This is a genomic window from Aminobacter ciceronei (assembly GCF_014138625.1).
GTDB classification, from domain to species: domain Bacteria; phylum Pseudomonadota; class Alphaproteobacteria; order Rhizobiales; family Rhizobiaceae; genus Aminobacter; species Aminobacter ciceronei.
Window position 1 is genome coordinate 55,712 of record NZ_JACJHY010000005.1, and the last position, 16,045, is coordinate 71,756.

The 16,045-nt window shown below is 63.2% G+C and carries 12 protein-coding genes; 9 read left to right on the forward strand and 3 right to left on the reverse strand.

Translation table 11 applies throughout. The features are described 5' to 3' along the window. Window positions 1-32 precede the first annotated feature (32 nt). Window positions 33-896, forward strand: coding sequence for a DMT family transporter (locus tag HNQ95_RS07015; RefSeq protein WP_067966072.1), 864 nt, complete (start codon window positions 33-35; stop codon window positions 894-896). A gap of 375 nt (window positions 897-1,271) precedes the next feature. Here HNQ95_RS07015 and HNQ95_RS07020 read toward each other — a convergent pair whose 3' ends face one another. Next, on the reverse strand, window positions 1,272-2,222 hold the full coding sequence (locus tag HNQ95_RS07020) for an SMP-30/gluconolactonase/LRE family protein (protein WP_182573741.1): 951 nt from the start codon (window positions 2,220-2,222) through the stop codon (window positions 1,272-1,274). Window positions 2,223-2,458: 236 nt separating this feature from the next. Then, window positions 2,459-3,370: a LysR family transcriptional regulator gene (locus HNQ95_RS07025; RefSeq protein WP_154387257.1), complete on the reverse strand. Its 912-nt coding sequence runs from the start codon at window positions 3,368-3,370 to the stop codon at window positions 2,459-2,461. Between the two features lie 110 nt (window positions 3,371-3,480). On the opposite strand from HNQ95_RS07025, the gene HNQ95_RS07030 reads away from it, so the two are divergent. The 7 genes from HNQ95_RS07030 (at window position 3,481) to HNQ95_RS07060 (ending at window position 11,869) form a co-directional block, all read left to right on the forward strand. Further along, window positions 3,481-4,635: an acetyl-CoA C-acetyltransferase gene (locus HNQ95_RS07030; RefSeq protein WP_182573742.1), complete on the forward strand. Its 1,155-nt coding sequence runs from the start codon at window positions 3,481-3,483 to the stop codon at window positions 4,633-4,635. A gap of 251 nt (window positions 4,636-4,886) precedes the next feature. Next, window positions 4,887-6,323, forward strand: coding sequence for an NAD(P)/FAD-dependent oxidoreductase (locus HNQ95_RS07035; RefSeq protein ID WP_182573743.1), 1,437 nt, complete (start codon window positions 4,887-4,889; stop codon window positions 6,321-6,323). A 93-nt stretch (window positions 6,324-6,416) separates the two neighbouring features. Next, on the forward strand, window positions 6,417-7,016 hold the full coding sequence (locus HNQ95_RS07040) for a LysE family translocator (RefSeq protein WP_182573744.1): 600 nt from the start codon (window positions 6,417-6,419) through the stop codon (window positions 7,014-7,016). 90 nt (window positions 7,017-7,106) lie between these two features. Further along, window positions 7,107-8,693 carry a FadD3 family acyl-CoA ligase gene (locus HNQ95_RS07045; RefSeq protein ID WP_182573745.1) on the forward strand — a complete coding sequence of 529 codons (1,587 nt, stop codon included), beginning with the start codon at window positions 7,107-7,109 and terminating at the stop codon, window positions 8,691-8,693. Between the two features lie 222 nt (window positions 8,694-8,915). Then, window positions 8,916-10,556, forward strand: coding sequence for a sensor histidine kinase (locus HNQ95_RS33935; RefSeq protein WP_182573746.1), 1,641 nt, complete (start codon window positions 8,916-8,918; stop codon window positions 10,554-10,556). Further along, a complete protein-coding gene (locus HNQ95_RS07055; protein WP_067957063.1) occupies window positions 10,546-11,130 on the forward strand; it encodes a response regulator transcription factor in 585 nt (194 codons plus the stop codon). The genes HNQ95_RS33935 and HNQ95_RS07055 overlap by 11 nt, the downstream gene beginning before the upstream one ends. A 250-nt stretch (window positions 11,131-11,380) precedes the next feature. Continuing rightward, window positions 11,381-11,869, forward strand: coding sequence for a GlcG/HbpS family heme-binding protein (locus HNQ95_RS07060; RefSeq protein WP_067957066.1), 489 nt, complete (start codon window positions 11,381-11,383; stop codon window positions 11,867-11,869). Window positions 11,870-11,950: 81 nt separating this feature from the next. Here the strand turns inward: HNQ95_RS07060 and HNQ95_RS07065 are convergent, their stop codons facing one another. Beyond that, window positions 11,951-14,821 (reverse strand): autotransporter outer membrane beta-barrel domain-containing protein, encoded by a 2,871-nt coding sequence (locus HNQ95_RS07065; RefSeq protein ID WP_182573747.1) that lies wholly within the window; start codon window positions 14,819-14,821, stop codon window positions 11,951-11,953. Between the two features lie 445 nt (window positions 14,822-15,266). On the opposite strand from HNQ95_RS07065, the gene HNQ95_RS07070 reads away from it, so the two are divergent. Continuing rightward, window positions 15,267-15,968: a DUF1013 domain-containing protein gene (locus tag HNQ95_RS07070; protein ID WP_067957072.1), complete on the forward strand. Its 702-nt coding sequence runs from the start codon at window positions 15,267-15,269 to the stop codon at window positions 15,966-15,968. Window positions 15,969-16,045 lie beyond the last annotated feature (77 nt).

Below are 16,045 nucleotides of genomic sequence, written 5' to 3' on the forward strand. Positions count from 1 at the left end.
GCCTGCATAGGTCCATGGACAAAGGGGGTGCCATGGAACGGTCGACAAGCGGTTGGTTGTACGGATTGATAGGTGTGATCATCTTCAGCGGGTCACTGCCCGCCACGCGCGTTGCCGTGCAGTCTCTTGATCCGGTTTTTCTGACGGTTGCTCGTGCGGCAATTGCCGGCATTCTCGGAGTTGTCTTACTAGCCGCCTTCAGGGAGCGCCGCCCGGAACGTCGCGATCTTGTTTCCCTGGTGGTCGTTGCCCTCGGCGTGGTGGTTGGTTTTCCGCTTTTGACGGCTTTTGCCCTTCAGCATGTCACGTCGGCCCACTCGATCGTGTTCATCGGCCTCCTTCCGCTCTGCACTGCGATCTTCGCCGTGATCCGCGGCAATGAGCGACCCAAGCCGATCTTCTGGCTCTTCTCGGTTCTCGGAAGCGCATTGGTCGCCGGGTTTGCGATTAGCCAGGGGCTGTCTGCCTCGCCTGTCGGCGACGCGCTCATGCTGGCCGCGATCATCGCTTGCGGGCTCGGTTACGCCGAAGGGGCGACGCTCTCGCGCAAGCTCGGTGGATGGCAGGTCATCTGCTGGGCGCTGGTGATATCCCTTCCGGTGATGCTGATGCTCACGGCGATCTATTGGCCTGCCACATTTGAGAACGTGACGATTCCGGCATGGACAAGCCTGGCCTACGTTTCCCTGTTCAGCATGCTCATCGGCTTCGTCTTCTGGTATCGCGGCCTTGCGCTTGGCGGCATCGCCTCGGTCGGACAACTTCAGCTCCTGCAGCCATTCTTTGGCCTCGTGCTTGCCGCCACATTGCTCCGCGAGCCCGTGACCCCCGTGATGTTGGTCGTCACCGTCGCTGTCATCTGCTGCGTCTTCGGGGCGCGCAGATTCGGCAAATGAGGAAGAGTTGGATGTGTGCGCCAGCCGCTGCAAGGAGGCTGCTCTGCCGGGCGTTCATCGTAGGGCATACCGCAGTCGGCCCCATGGTGGCCGCGCAGTGGCGCTGTTGATCAAGGCCAACCCCATTCCGACCAGCGATACCGCCGTTGTATCCATCAACACTGCGAAAAGAGCCGACAACGCATACGAGGCGAACTCGCACCGCGCTGTCGGCAGGCGGGGGCCGAGGCGAACGGGCTTGGCCCAAGTTAGTCAAGGCTGCGTCCAGCCCGTCGATGCTGCCTGGCGGATCAACGGAACGGCTGCAGGTGCAATTGCGATGCCCGCGCAGCCAGGGGGCGCCAGCCCCGCTGGAGTGCGCTTGTCATGCTCTGACTACCAGAGCGGCTTATCCAGCTTCGTGCAGGCTATGGAGTTTGCCTGGCTTTCAGGCAGATGCTTGAAGAAATTCAGGTTGGTCACGCAGATGTCGCCATTGCCGAAGGCGATGCTTGCGGGTGCCCCGAGAGGCGCCTGGAGCGGGTTGCCCAGCTGCTGCCGCTTCTTGGCGTCGGCACTGACCTTCCAGACTTCGCTGCGCGTGGTCTCAGTCAGGTAGAAATTGCCGTCCTTGTCGACCTCCAGGCCATCCATGTTGTCGTAGCCGAAGGCGAGCATTTCAGCCTTTCCGGCACTGCCGTCATCCTGGATCGGCACCTTGACCAGCAGCGGGATGCCGCCTGTCACGCCGTAGAGCGACTTGCCGTCCGGCGCCAGCGCTATGCCATTGACGCCCACCGGATAGCCGCTGAGAGAGCGGTCTCCCGGACTGAACAGTGGGTCCTTCGACCACAACTCAGCTGATTTCTGCTCGGGGTCTATTTTCCAGATGGCCTGGAGGCTGAGATCTGACAAGTAGATCTTGCCGTCCGATGCTATGACCGGGTCGTCGGGGAAGCAGAACGGATATCCGTCGGCCCGTGTCACCACCGGCTCGACCTTGCCCGTCGAGATCGTGACCTGGTACAGGCCGGACTTGGTGACCGTTGCATCGCCGCACCCCTCGACCGCCAAATCGGCCTTGGCAGGCCACGGAAAGCGTTTGGAGTATTCGGAAAAGGCGACGTAGAGGTGATCTTTGCCGTCCCAGTCGATGCCGACGGTGCTTCCTTTGGCATCTCCGATCACCGTCCTCAGATCGGCGATCTTGGTCGAGGTGCCGTCGGTTGCGACCTTCATGACCAGCGCGGAATGAAACAGGCTGACATAGAAATTGCCGTTGGTGTCGCCGACGAGCCCTTCGGGCGCATCGTTGAACTGTGCAAGAATTCGCCAATCTGCTGCCATTGTCTGTGATGCAAGAGACGATGCAAAAAATGTCAGAAGTGCGCCACGACGCAACATTTCTCTCTCCCATTTTGTAGATGATAGGTCCTCGCCCAATAAAGGGTGGCCGCGTTCAAATGCTCTGCATCGTCTGTTCGGACTAATGTTCTGACGTGCTTTCGCAGCTCCGCCTTGTTCCGAAGCGCATGAATATTTGCTTCGTCACGACTGCCCGGCAGCTGTTTCGGTGGGCGTCCTCAGATCGCCGTTGCGAACTTCCAGGCGGGATCGGCCGCGCGCCCCCGGGCAAAAACAAGCAGGTCCTCGGCCACCTGGCTGACGGCGGCGGAATGCACGCGATATCGGTTGACCGCGAGTGCCCAGGTGACATCGAAGCCCTGGATCACCGCCATCGAAACCTTGTCGTCGCGCTTGTGTTCGTAAATGGACGAATAGGGCAGCATGGTGTAGCCGACGCCGGCGCGCGCAAGCTCGTAGCACATGGCAACCGACTCGACTTCGACAACAGTGTTGATCGAGAGATTTCCGGTTCCGAGCTTCTGCTCGAGATATCGCCGTATCGGATTGCCGGACTCAGGCAGCACCAGCTTGTGCTGCACCACGAAGTCGGCCGACACCATCCCTTCGACGCCCAGTTCCGCGCTTTCGGTTCCGAGAAGCATCATCGGCTCGCGAACAAGCGGCGTCAGGCTGAAACGCTGCGTTCGCGGCTGCAGCGCAGTGATGGCAACGTCGAGGGTCCGCCGCTGCATCCACACCTCGAGTGCGTTGGAGACGATTTCGCTGACACGCAACGTGTAATGCGGATGTTCGCGGACGACCTTCTCCAGAAAGGGGATGGCCAGCAGGCGGTTCAGCGAAGAGGGCAACGCCAGCGACACGGACGTCGAGCTTTCCTGGGCGATCTCCTCCTTGATCAGGACGGCCTCGCGCAAAAGCTGCGGCGCACGTCCGGCGAGCAGCAAGCCGGCCTCGGTCAGCTTGGTTCCTGTCGTGTCCCGGCGGAACAGCGAGGCTCCGATTTCGCCCTCGAGAAGGGCAATCTTTCGGGAAAGCGAGGGTTGGGACAGGTTCAGATCGGCAGCCGCACGGTTCATGCTGCCGAATTCGGCGACACGCAAGAAGCACTCGAGAAGCCTGAGATCCATTTGTCCTCGTTATTCAGAAACCGTTGAAGTCATATGACCATTATAGGAATAGTGGAGGATAGGTTCTCGCGCTAGCCTCCGGGACAGTTGAAATCGCTGAGCCTTTTCCGATGCCTGAAGCCTACATCATCGATGCCGTGCGCACGCCCGTTGGGCGCAAGAAGGGTGCTCTCGCCAGCATTCACTCAGCCGATCTTGGCGCCCATCCGATCAGGGAACTGGTCAAGCGCAGCGACATAGATCCGGCAGGCATCGACGACGTCATCTTCGGCTGTACGGAAACCATCGGTCCGCAGGCCGGCGACATTGCTCGAACCTGCGCTCTGGTGGCCGGCCTCCCCGAACATGTGCCGGGGGTGACAATCGACAGGCAATGCGGATCGTCGCAGCAGGCAATCCACTTCGCCGCCCAGGCCGTCATGAGCGGAACCCAGGATCTTGTCGTTGCCGGCGGCGTGCAGAACCTCAACCTCATTCCGATGGGGGCGGCCATGTCGGTCGGCACGCAGTTCGGTTTCGACGACCCGTTCAGCAGCTCGCCGGGCTGGCAGGCACGCTACGGTCAGCAGGAAGTCAGCCAGTTCAGGGCCGCCGACATGATCGCTCAGAGGTGGAGCTGCAGCCGCGAAGACATGGAACGATTTGCGCTTGAAAGCCACAGGCGCGCCATCGATGCCATCGATCGGGGACTCTTCCAATCCGAAATCGTTCCCATCGGCAGCTTTTCCGTCGACGAGGCGCCACGCGGTGATACCAGCCTCGCTAAGATGGCTGCCCTGGCTCCACTGCGCGCCGGCGGCCGGGTCCATGCTGGTGTCGCCAGCCAGAACACCGACGCTGCCGCTGCCATACTGATTGCGTCCGAACAGGCCGTGAAGGACCACCGGCTCAAACCGCGCGCACGAATCCACCACATCTCGGTCCGCGCTGCCGATCCTGTCTGGATGCTGACCGCCCCTATCCCGGCCACCCGGCATGCGCTGGCCAAGACGGGTATGCGGATCGACGACTTCGACCTGTTCGAATGCAACGAGGCTTTCGCTTCCATCCCCATGGCCTGGATGCGCGAGCTCGAAGTGCCGCACGAAAAGATGAACGTCAATGGCGGCGCGATCGCGCTCGGTCATCCGCTCGGTGCCACCGGGGCGCGCATCATGACTTCGATGTTGTTCGAGTTGGAACGACGCAACGGCAAGTTCGCCCTGCAGACCATGTGCGAGGGCGGAGGGCAGGCAAACGTCACCATCATTGAGAGGATGAACTAAGCAGAATCAATAGAGCACCACTTCAGCACGAGCAACATGAGTGATCCGACCAGGTTTTGTCGGAGATGTATTTCTTTTATTGCTTGAATTTATTTAAGTAATGTCAAATATATCGTCCAAATAGACGATTTATGATTAGATGTAGGAAAATATTGTCGTCGATGGCATCCCGAATATTCCGAGTCCCGATTGGAGACTTGCCTACTCGCCCACATCCACATCTGGCCTCGTCAATCGCTTAGGAGACCTTGATGATTTCGAATACCACGGACGTACTTGTCATCGGCGGCGGACCGGCCGGTTCCACTGTCGCAACCATCCTTGCCCGGCAAGGGATCAAGACCACTGTTCTGGAACGCGACGTGTTCCCGAGATATCACATCGGCGAGTCGCTTCTTGCCTCGCTGATGCCGATGCTCGACGCGATCGGCGCCGGGGAAAAGATGAAGAAGCATGGCTTCGTCGAGAAGCCTGGCGGCTACTTCAACTGGGGTAACGAAAAGTGGTCGTTCCGCTTCGACGAGATCGAGGGCGCACCGAACCACTCCTACCAGGTCAAGCGCTCGGAGTTCGACAAGCTGCTGCTCGACCACGCTGCGGAAAATGGCGCGAGCGTTCACCAGAACGTCAAGGTCAGCAAGATCGAGTTCGACAATGGCCGGGCGGTCTCGGCGAGCTACCTCGACCGAACCTCAGAGACGAGAGGCAACATCAGCTTCAAGTACCTGGTCGACTGCTCCGGCCGCAGCGGCGTTATCGCCAACGAGTATGCGAAGGACCGGCATTTCCACAACGTCTTCAAGAACGTCGCCATCTGGTCCTACTGGTCCGGGACCAACCTCTTTTACGACGATCTGCCCGCCGGCTCGACCCGTATCATCTCGGTGGAGGCCGGCTGGATCTGGTTCATTCCGCTCAACGACGGCACGGTCAGCGTCGGTACGGTGATCACCCGCGATCAGCTGCGCAAGGAACGCGATGCCGGGCATAGCGCCGAACAGGTCTATGACCGGTTGCTTGCCGACAATGAGGAGGCGCGCATCATCCTGAAGGATGCCAAGCGCACCGACATCAAGATGGAGACGGATTATTCGTACACGTCGGAGCGCTTCTCGGGGCCGGGCTACTTCATGTGCGGCGATGCCGCGTGCTTTCTCGACCCGCTGCTCTCGAGCGGCGTACACCTTGCGATGGTCTCGAGCCTTGTTGCCGCCGCGTCGATTGCGAGCATCCTGAAAGGCCATGTCGACGAGGCGCGGGCGGTCAATTTCTTCGAGACCAGCTACCGGCAGGCCTATCTCAGATTCCTGATGATGGTTTCCTCCTTCTATGACCTCAACAGAGGACAGGCAGGCTACTTCTGGGAAGCGCAGCGGCTGACCTCCAAGGACTATTCGGACCGCGACATGAAGAAGGCGTTCGTCAGCATCGTGTCTGGCGGCGCCGACTACACCGAGGTCAGTGATGGCCGCTACGGCGAAATCGTTGCCAAGCAGGTTGCCGAAAAGCTGAGGCAAGGTGTCGATATGCGCCGCGGAACGGGCCAGATCGGCGACGAGACCAAGCGCGAGAACATGCAGTTCATGGATGCTCTCAACGGACTGCAGTTCCTGCAGGCCAACGCGGCGATCGACGGCCTTTATGTGGTGACGCAGCCAGAGATCATGCTGGCTCAGACCGCAGCCTAAAGAGCCAGGGCCGGGCAACAGCCCGGCCCTTTCCCCGACATCTGTCCTGGGCGCCGAGGCGACCAGGATCTTGCGATGCTATGAGGTCTTGCGATGGAGAATTGGCTCGCATTTTCGGCCGCTACGATAACGTTGCTTTTCGTTCCAGGACCGACCAACACGCTGATTGCAAGCAACGGTGCGCTGCTCGGCTGGAAATCTGCGCTCAGGCTTTTGCCTGCAGAGCTGGTCGGATACCTCTGCGCCATCCTTGGCTGGTCGCTCGGCCTGTCGCTCGCCACCGGCTTCGTTCATTCGGCCGCATCGTTTGCTGCAATAATCGCTGCGGCTGCACTGCTTGTGTCGGCGCGCAAGCTTTGGAGCTGGGATATGGCGCGTCAGAGCCGTCGCGGCTCACGAGCCCTCGACATCTTCATCGTAACGCTTTGCAATCCCAAGGCGCTGCTGTTTGCACTCACCATCGTTCCACACCTGCGTGAAGGCGATGTTCCGGCCGCGCTGCCATATCTGGCGTACCTGTCGCTGCTGATCCTGACCATCGGGTCCATCTGGACCCTGATCGGTGCAGGGATCGCCCGACGCTTCCGGCATTTTGCCTCGTCTCGGCTTTTCGCCCGCTTGGGGGCGGCCGTGCTGGTGTTTTTCGCCACTTCGCTTTTCGTGACGACCCTTCTGCGGGCCTTCGAGCTCTAGCAGCCCATCGATCCTCACGACAATTTCCAACCAGACTCGTTCGCCCCGCGTGGGGCCAACGACGACCTTCATCGTACCCAAGGCAATCAGATGATCTCAGAAGACGCCGACTGGAAGTTCACCACCATTCCTGCCCTCTGCGCGCGGGCGGCCGAGCTCTATGGCACACGCACGGCCGTTGAAGACAACGGCGTCGTGCTGAACTTCATTGAGCTCGACACGATGCGCAAGCGCGTCGCCAAGGCGATGATCGCAGCCGGTGTCGAGAAGGGCGACCGCATCATGGTCTGGGCGCCCAACACCTGGAAATGGTTCGCCACAGCCCTTGGCCTCGTCACCGCAGGCGCCGTGCTCATTCCCGCCAGCACCCGCTTCAAGGGCGCGGAAATCGCCGAGCTGGTGAAGCGCAGCGGCACCTCGGTGCTGTTTTCGGTCGGCGACTTCCTGGGCACCTATTACCCTGACCAGCTCCGTGCCGAGACGCGCGACCTGCTGCGCGAAGTGGTCGTCATCGGCGACGGCAGCAAAGGCGATCGCGACTGGGAGAGCTTCGTTGCATCGGGCGACAGCATCAGCGATGCCGAGCTTGCCGCACGCGAGGCCACTGTCGGCCCGGACGATCTCTGCGACATGCTGTTCACCTCGGGCACCACGGGTTATCCCAAGGGCGTCATGTACGGTCACCAGCAGTGCCTTCGGGCGATCGATGCCTGGGCGACGCGTGTCGGTATCCGCGAGCATGACCGCATCCTGGTCATCCCGCCGCTTTTCCACGTCTTCGGCTATCGTGCCGGGGCAATGGTGGCACTTATGCGCGGCGCCGTCTTCATGCCGCATCTCACCTATGATGCCGGCGAAATTCTCAAGCGCGTCGCCGAAGAGAAGATCAGCGTCATCCCCGGTCCGCCCGCCATCTTCCAGGGCATGCTCCAGCATCCGGGACTGGCAAAATTCGACACCTCCAGCCTGCGTCTGGCCGTTACGGGAAGCACGACAATTCCGCCTATTCTGGTCCATCGGATGCGAACAGAACTTGGCATAGCGGGCGTGGTGACAGGCTATGGCCTGACCGAATGCGGCGGCTATGGCACGATGTGCCTGGCGACCGATCCGGATGAGGTGATTGCCAACACCGCCGGCAAGGCGGCTCCCGGCGTCGAAGTCCGTATCATGGCCGACGACGGCCATTTCCTGCCCGACGGCAAGCCCGGCGAAGTGGTGATCCGCGGCTACATCGTCATGAAGGGTTACTTCAACGATCTGGAAGCCACTGCCAGGACCATTGATCCGGAGGGGTGGCTGCACACAGGCGATATCGGCTGCTTCGACACGGATGGCAACCTGCGCATAGAGGGCCGTCTCAAGGACATGTACATCACCGGCGGCTTCAACTGCTATCCGGCCGAGATCGAGCGCATCCTGAGCCAGCACCCCGCCATCGGCATCGTTGCCGTCATCGGCGTGCCTGACGAGCGTCTCGGCGAGGTCGGCAAGGCCTATGTCGTGCTGCGCCCGGGCACCAGCGCCACCGAAAAGGACATCATCGACTGGTCGCGTGCCAACATGGCCAACTACAAGTGCCCGCGCAGCGTCGAGGTCCGATCCTCATTGCCGACCAGCCCGCAGGGCAAGGTCGTCAAGGACCTGCTCGAGGCTACGCTTACAAAATGTGCCTGAAGGGACCTCGTTTCTCTCGTCTCGTGTGATCGCCGTGCCAGCGCCCGTCGGGACTGAGCGCAATAGGTCTGCATCAATTGGCCTTTGCGTCGAACAGACACGCCGTTCCCTTCTGATTGGTCCGCGACTATGGTGATGCCGACTTCTGGCCAGCATCAACCCGACGTGACCTCACCCCTCTCCAATCCCCGCCTCCTTGGCCTCGCGCTCTGGCTCACAGCCATGGCGGTCTTCGTCGCTCTATCGGTGGAGACGTCGCGGACGCGCATGGCGGACGAGCTGGAGGTGGCGGCACGAACGTTGCACCGACTGATCTCGCAGCGCGTGGCGCAGCACGACGCGCATCTGACCACGCTGATCGCCCTGTCGAGCGGGGCCGAGCCGGCGTCCGGCGGCGCCGTGCGGCAGGTGATGGAGAGCATTTCGCGCTTCTATCCGCGCATCGCCTGGCTGTCGCTTGTCTCGCTCGACGCCCAGACGGCGGCCGGTGGCGAGATGGGCGGAAGTCAGGGAGCAGCGACGTCCGGCAGTTCGGGAGCATCGTATCCGGCAGGCACTTCGGCCGTTCTTGTGCGCGAGGTGGTCGATGTGCCCGCGGGCGGCGGGCCCGAGTTGACGCCGCTCGCCGCGGAGATTGCCGCGCAGGTGCGCGGCAGAGCGAGCGTCTACGCCGCCGGCGCGGGGCGCTATCTCCTGGCCAAGCGCGCGCCGGCGCCGTCCGACCACGCCGTGGTGCTGATGATCGAAGCGGCCAGGCTTGTGGAGCCGGAAGAGCGACCAGGCTTTGCGCATCTCCGGATCAGCCTCGACGATGCTGCCCTGGTCGACCTCCCTGCCGATGCTTCATTCGGCCCCGGCGTGTCGTGGCTAAAGCCGCCGCATTTCGAGAAGGTGATCGACGGCGAGGGGCAGCGGCTGTTGCTGTCGCTCGACCGATCGCTGCCCTTGGCAGCCCTGGTGCCGCCCGGGCGGCTGCTGGGTTTTGCCGTGGTGGCGGGGCTGCTGGCGGCTGCCCTGAGCTTCGGGCTGGGGCAGAGGGCGGCGGTGAAGCGCTCCGAGCTTGTGGCGCAGGCGGCCGAGGCGCGGGCGCTGTTGCAGGAGCGAGAGACGCTTCTGGCGCATGCCTCGCGCGTCAACGCCATGGGCGAACTGGCGTCGGGCATCGCGCATGAGCTGACGCAGCCGCTGACCGCGCTGCTGAGCCGCAGCCAGGCTGCCCTTCGGCTGTCACAGGCGGACAGGCCTGACATGGCGATGATTTCGCAGGCGCTCGACGTTAATGTGCGCGAGGCCAAGCGTGCCGGCGAGATGCTGAAGCGGATGCGCGACTATGCCTCCAACAAGGCGCCTGAACGGGCGCGGCAGGACCTGAACGCCATCGTGGCCGAGGTTGTGGCGCTGACCTGCACCGACCTCGAGCGGCGCGGGGTTGCCCTGGTTCTGGAACTCGGGCAACCGGCGCCGGAGGCGGTGGTCGACGCGATCGAGATGGAGCAGGTGCTGCACAATCTGATCCGCAACGCGGCGGAGGCGACCGGCCGCGGCGGGACAGTGAGGATTGCCACCCTGCGGGAGCAGCGCGAGGCGAAGCTTGTGGTCAGCGACGACGGGCCGGGCATCCCCGACGAGGTGCTGCCGAAGCTGTTCACGCCGTTCTTCACCACCAAGGCCGACGGCATGGGGCTGGGACTGTCGCTGTGCGCGTCGCTGGTGGAACGGGTGGATGGACGCATCGCCGCGGAAAACGCAGCGCCGCGCGGGGCGCGCTTTACGGTGACATTGCCCCTGGCAGGGGAGGCCAGGGGAGCGCGGGCGGCGGCGGGCAACGGGTCGCCGAGCGCGGAAGGCAGAGATGATGCATAAGGTCTATCTGGTCGACGACGATGAGGCGGTGCGCGAGGCGCTGGCGTTCCTGCTCTCGACCTACGGGATTACGGCGGAGACCTTCGGCGACCCGCAGACATTCCTGGCACATGTCGACGAGAGCCGGCCGGGCGTGCTGGTGGTGGATCTGCGCATGCCGCTGGTGTCGGGCCAGCAATTGCACCAGAAGCTGCGCGAGCGCGACATCGACTGGCCGACCATCATGATCACCGGGCATGGCGACGTGGCTGCCTGCCGGCGGGCGTTCAAGTCGGGCATCCAGGATTTCCTGACCAAGCCGGTCGACGGCGAGGTGCTGGTCGATGCGCTGCAGCAGGCTTTTGCCAGCCTAGACGCTGGGCTGGAGAAGCGCGAAGCCCGGGCGCTTCTGGCCAGGCTTACAGAGCGCGAGCGCGAGGTGCTCGACATGGTGGCGCGAGGCTGGGCGAGCAAGGAAATCGCCGCGAGCCTCGAGGTCTCGGCCCGCACCATCGACGCGCACCGGGCGAAGATCGCGGAGAAGCTCGGCACCAGCGCTGTGGCCGAGCAGGTGCGGCTGGCGCTTCTCGCTTAGCGAGGCGGCGGCTCTCCGGGAAACGGTCTACGCGATCAGTGATGCACGGCGGGGTCGGCATAAGCGGGTGACTGCGCCTTGCGCGGTCCAGCGCTTGCGGAAAAATGTGCCGGCATCCGAAGGCAGTAGGTAATCCTACCTAGGGCAGGTGGTGGCATCGCGGATTCTGCCCGGCGGCGGTTCGGCGTAGTTCTGGCATCGGACAAGCAAGACGCTTTCTCCCGAGCAACATCAGGACAGGAACCCAGTCATGATCAAGAGCATTTTCCTCGCCGCCGCTGCCACCGTCGCCATCTCCGGTGCTGCTTCCGCACAGGTGCTGACCGAGAAGAACATCTCGTCGAGCCTCGCCGTCGAGATCGCCCAGAACGCGGTCGCAGCCTGCGCCGCCGACAAGTACAACGTCACTGCCGCAGTGGTTGACCGCGCCGGCGTGCTGCGCGCCCTCGTTCGCGCCGACAATGCCGGCACGCACACCGTTTCGGCTGCCCAGGACAAGGCCTTCACCTCGGCCTCGTCGCGTACGCCGACCTCCAAGATGGCCGAGAACGTGCAGAAGAATCCGGGCGCTGCCGGCCTGGTCGACATTGACGGCTTCCTGGTGCTCGCCGGCGGCATGCCGATCAAGGCTGGCGACGCTGTCATCGGCGCCATCGGTGTCGGCGGCGCGCCGGGCGGCAACTTCGACGAGGCTTGCGCCGTTGTGGCCATCGAAAAGGCTGCCGACAAGCTGAAGTAAGCCTGTCCGGCACATTGCCGGCAATAACGAAGCCCCGCTTCCCATCTGGGGAGGCGGGGCCTTTTCGTGTGCTGGCGCGGGTCAGAAGCCCATGGCGAAGGTGCCGCGCAACTGGTGCGCTGCGGTACCGTCGCCGACGGCACCGGCATAGCTGACATCGATGCGGGCATTGTCCCTGACGGCAAAGCTCAGGCCGGCATCGTAGACGAAGGCATCCGACGCTAGGCTGTCGCCGAGGACGGAAAACGGTGCCGTGCCGGCAAACGCGAGGCGCGACAGCGGTGCGTCGCTGTCGGTGTGACGCCAGCCGAGCATGCCCTGCAGCGTGACGGATCGCGCGCCGGCCGGCAGTTCGGTGCTTGCCCTTATGCCGAGGGTGGAGATAGTCGCATCCTGATCGCCGGCTGCCCCGGTCAGTGCCGCGGCGCCGCCGGTCTCGGCAAATCCGTCGCTGCCGGTCCTGACATAAGCGATGCCGGCAAACGGCTCGACATAGGACGCGCCGAGGCCAAGGCGGTAGCCGACGTCGCCATGGACGAGGGTCGTTGTTGCGTCGTAGCCGGCGGCGAGACTGTCGGAGAAGCCGCCGAAGGCGACGCGGCGTTCGGTCGACAGATCGTGCCACGCCTGGATGGCACCGAATTGCAGGCGAAGCGCACCAAGTTCAGCCCCGGCGTAGATGCCGGCATGCAAGGTGTCGGCGGTACCGGTCGAGGCCTGCCCACCCCGAGAGATGCTGCTCCTGGAATAGCCGGCCATGGCGCCGAGGCGGATGCCTTCGGCGACTTCGCCGTCGAGGCCGCCGAACAGTGCCGCGGCCTTGACCTTGAAGCCTTCCGTGTCGTCCACACCGGATAATTCCGAGATATTGCCCACACCCTCGACCCAAAAGGCACGCGACGGCTTGCCGGCCGCCGCGTGGCTGTCGAAGGTCTGGCGGATGCGGTTCTGCACGGCATCCTGTGCCAGCGTCGAGGCAATGATGCCGGCGTTCATCAGCGAGGGGTGGATGTCGCCCGACAGCTGGTCGAGCGCGTCGCGCGCGCCGCCGAAGGAAAGGCCAAGCAGGCCGCCGACCATCGGGTTGCCGGCCGAAAGGTTGTCGAGAGCGCCGGCCACGGCATGCTGGTTGTCGGTGATGGCGACGGTGCCGAACGCGGCACCGTTGAATTGCAGGGTGAGCCAGACCTCGCTGGCGTTCCTATAGTCGAGTGCACTGTCGAGGAAGGCAAAGTCGTCGGTGACGCCGCCAAAGGCGCCGGTCAGCGCTCCGGAGGTCGACAGGATCAGATACTCGTCCGACAGCGCATCCATGCCGTTGGCGACGACATTGACCGAAGACGTCGCATCGATGGTGGCGGTGCCGGCGGCGATGCGGCTGGCTGCACCGCCAATGCCGACTTCATAGAGCGAGCCTGCCTGAAAGGCGAAATCGCCCGCCACATCGAAGGTTCCATCGGGCGCGACGATTGCACCGGAGCGGATCGTGACGTCGCCGAGATCGCCGCTGCCTTCAAGCCTGGCGGTCGAGAAGACGTCGATCCCGCCGCCGAGGCCATCGCCGATCCATAAGGTCCCGCCAAGCACGTCGGTTGTTCCGGTGAAGCTTGAGCTGTTGGCGAGCAGGCGGCTCGTTCCGCTCAGATGCCTGATTGAGCCGTCGCCCGAAATGGCCGCGGCAAAATCATGGGCATCGTCGGTATGATTGAAGACGAGCGTGCCGCTGCCTGGTCCGAAAACGATTTTCGGTGCAGCGATGTTGCCCGCAGCGACGGCCGCGTCGCCCTCGGCTGCGCCGATGTTGAGCGTGCCGGTGGAACCGCCGGCGAAGCCGATCTGTATGCCGGCAGCTGCCGTTGAGATCGTGCCGCCGTGGCTGACCGTGGCGGTACCGTCGCCATTCCATCCCAGCATGACATATGTGCCCGACTCGACGCGGGAGCCCGAGCCGGAGACGATGAGGTCGCCCACGCCGGATGCGTCGGCCCCGACGATCACAGCTGCGCTTTGCAGTTTGCCGCCTGCAGTGACGCTGACCGAACCAGCCGATTTGACGCCGATCCTGATGTCGACTGTCGAGGTGAGGGCAGAGCCCGTGCCGCTGATGGTCAGTGTGCCCGAGGAGCCGGCTCCGCTGCCCAGAAAGGTACGATTGTTGGCCGTAACCTTCGCGCCGCCAGAGATATGCAATTCACCGACGCCGGACTGGCCGAGGACGAGGTTGGCGTTGGTGATCTGCCACAGCGTATCGGTCCCCGAGACGTTGGCGATGCCGTGGCCGCTCGCCTGCTGGCCCAAGGTCGCCACATAGCTGCTCGCACTTGCGCCTTGGCTGACATTGAAGGTTCCCTCGCCGCCATCGCCGACGATGGTGCCACCGTTGCCGGTGTTGAGCCATTTCGAGTTCGCTCCGGTCACGTTGACCAGGCCGACGCTGCCCTCCTGCGTGGCAAGCGACGCCTGCGCGGCTTCAACACTGCCGCCAGCCGCGATGTTCAGTGTCCCTGATCCGTAGAAGCCGACATCGAGTGTGTCGGTCGTCCAAGTGGAGCCGCCCGTGACCGTCGCTTCGCCTGTCTGGCTGCTGGCAGGCGGCGCGCCGTTGACCGATGAGTTGCCGATTATCGCCGATGTCGAGGTCAGGCTGCCGCCATTGACGATGTCGAGCGAGGCACCGGTGACGCCGCCGATGAAGATGGTGCTCGTGCTGGCCCCGGGGGTTCCGATGCTTGGGGCATTGGGTGCGCCCGGCTGGTTGACTATGACGGCTGTTCCGGCGGGGGTGCTGCCGGCCGACCAGTTGTCGCCGTTGAACCAGTCGCTGCTTTGATCTCCCTCCCAGGTCTGGGCATGAGAAGCGGCGGCAAGGCCGCACAAGACAGTGCTGGCCATGCCGGCAATCGCAATAGCGCGCAAAAATCCGCGCTTGGCCATGCTGTGGTCAGTTGTCATGATAGATCCCCAAAAAAATCGCTGTCTCAAAAATGGTGCTCCACAGCAGCAGGCTACCGCTCGAGTGGAGTGTTCAAATATGCCACCAGCAATTCCGTCCAAGTGATGACGTCGCCTGCGTATCGCAAGAGCTGAATACCGGACGAATAGCTTTCAGAAAATTCGCATTGCCCCTTTCCACTAAGTAATAAGCTTTTGCTTATAGATCAATCGGCTCAAGGTCGGTTTCTACACTTGGCGGCTATTCATTTCGGCCCGGGGCATCTGCGGCCTTGCCAGAGGGCGGCCCGTATTCGGAATGCGGCTCCGAAGGCCGCTTCGGGATGGTTCCAAAATCGTTGCGGTGGCGGGCGAATGCGTCTATATACGGGCCGAATTTCCCATTTTCTGGTGGTCTGACCACCGCCCGCGTGAGGGACGCGGGCGAGCGAAGAGGATATATCGCATGGCCAATACGCTGCTTATGCCCAAGGCGACCGCTGTCTGGCTGGTCGACAACACAGCGCTTTCGTTCGACCAGATCGCGCAGTTCTGCTCGCTGCACCCGCTCGAGGTGAAGGCGATCGCCGACGGCGAATCGGCCCAGGGCATCAAGGGCATGGACCCGATCATGACCGGCCAGCTGACGCGCGCCGAGATCGCCAAGGGCGAGGGCGACATCAATCATCGCCTCAAGCTGTCGGATCCCAAGGTCCGCGTGCCCGAGACCAAGCGCAAGGGCCCGCGCTACACGCCGCTGTCGAAGCGCCAGGATCGCCCGAACGCCATCTACTGGCTGGTCAAGAACCATCCGGAGCTCAAGGACGCGCAGATCTCGCGCCTCGTCGGCACCACCAAGGCGACGATCGAGCAGATCCGCGAGCGCAAGCACTGGAACATGGCGACGCTGACGCCGCTCGATCCGGTGGCGCTCGGCCTGTGCTCGCAGATCGACCTCGACATCGAAGTGCAGCGCGCCTCGCGCGGCCGCGAAGCCGCCGCCCCTGTCGGCGACACCTTGCTGCCGGCCTCGCTGACCGAGCGGTTGACGCCGGAGCAGGCCGCACCCAAGGACGAGGACAAGGAACTCGACGCCAACGCCGTGTTCGCCAAGCTCTCGGCCCTTCGCTCGAAGACGCCGGACGAGGACGAAGACGACAAGTTCTGAGGTTTTCCTCACACAAACTAAGGCCCCGCATTGCGGGGCCTTTTTCGTTTCCGGGTTGCTCCGATGTCTGCGGTCAG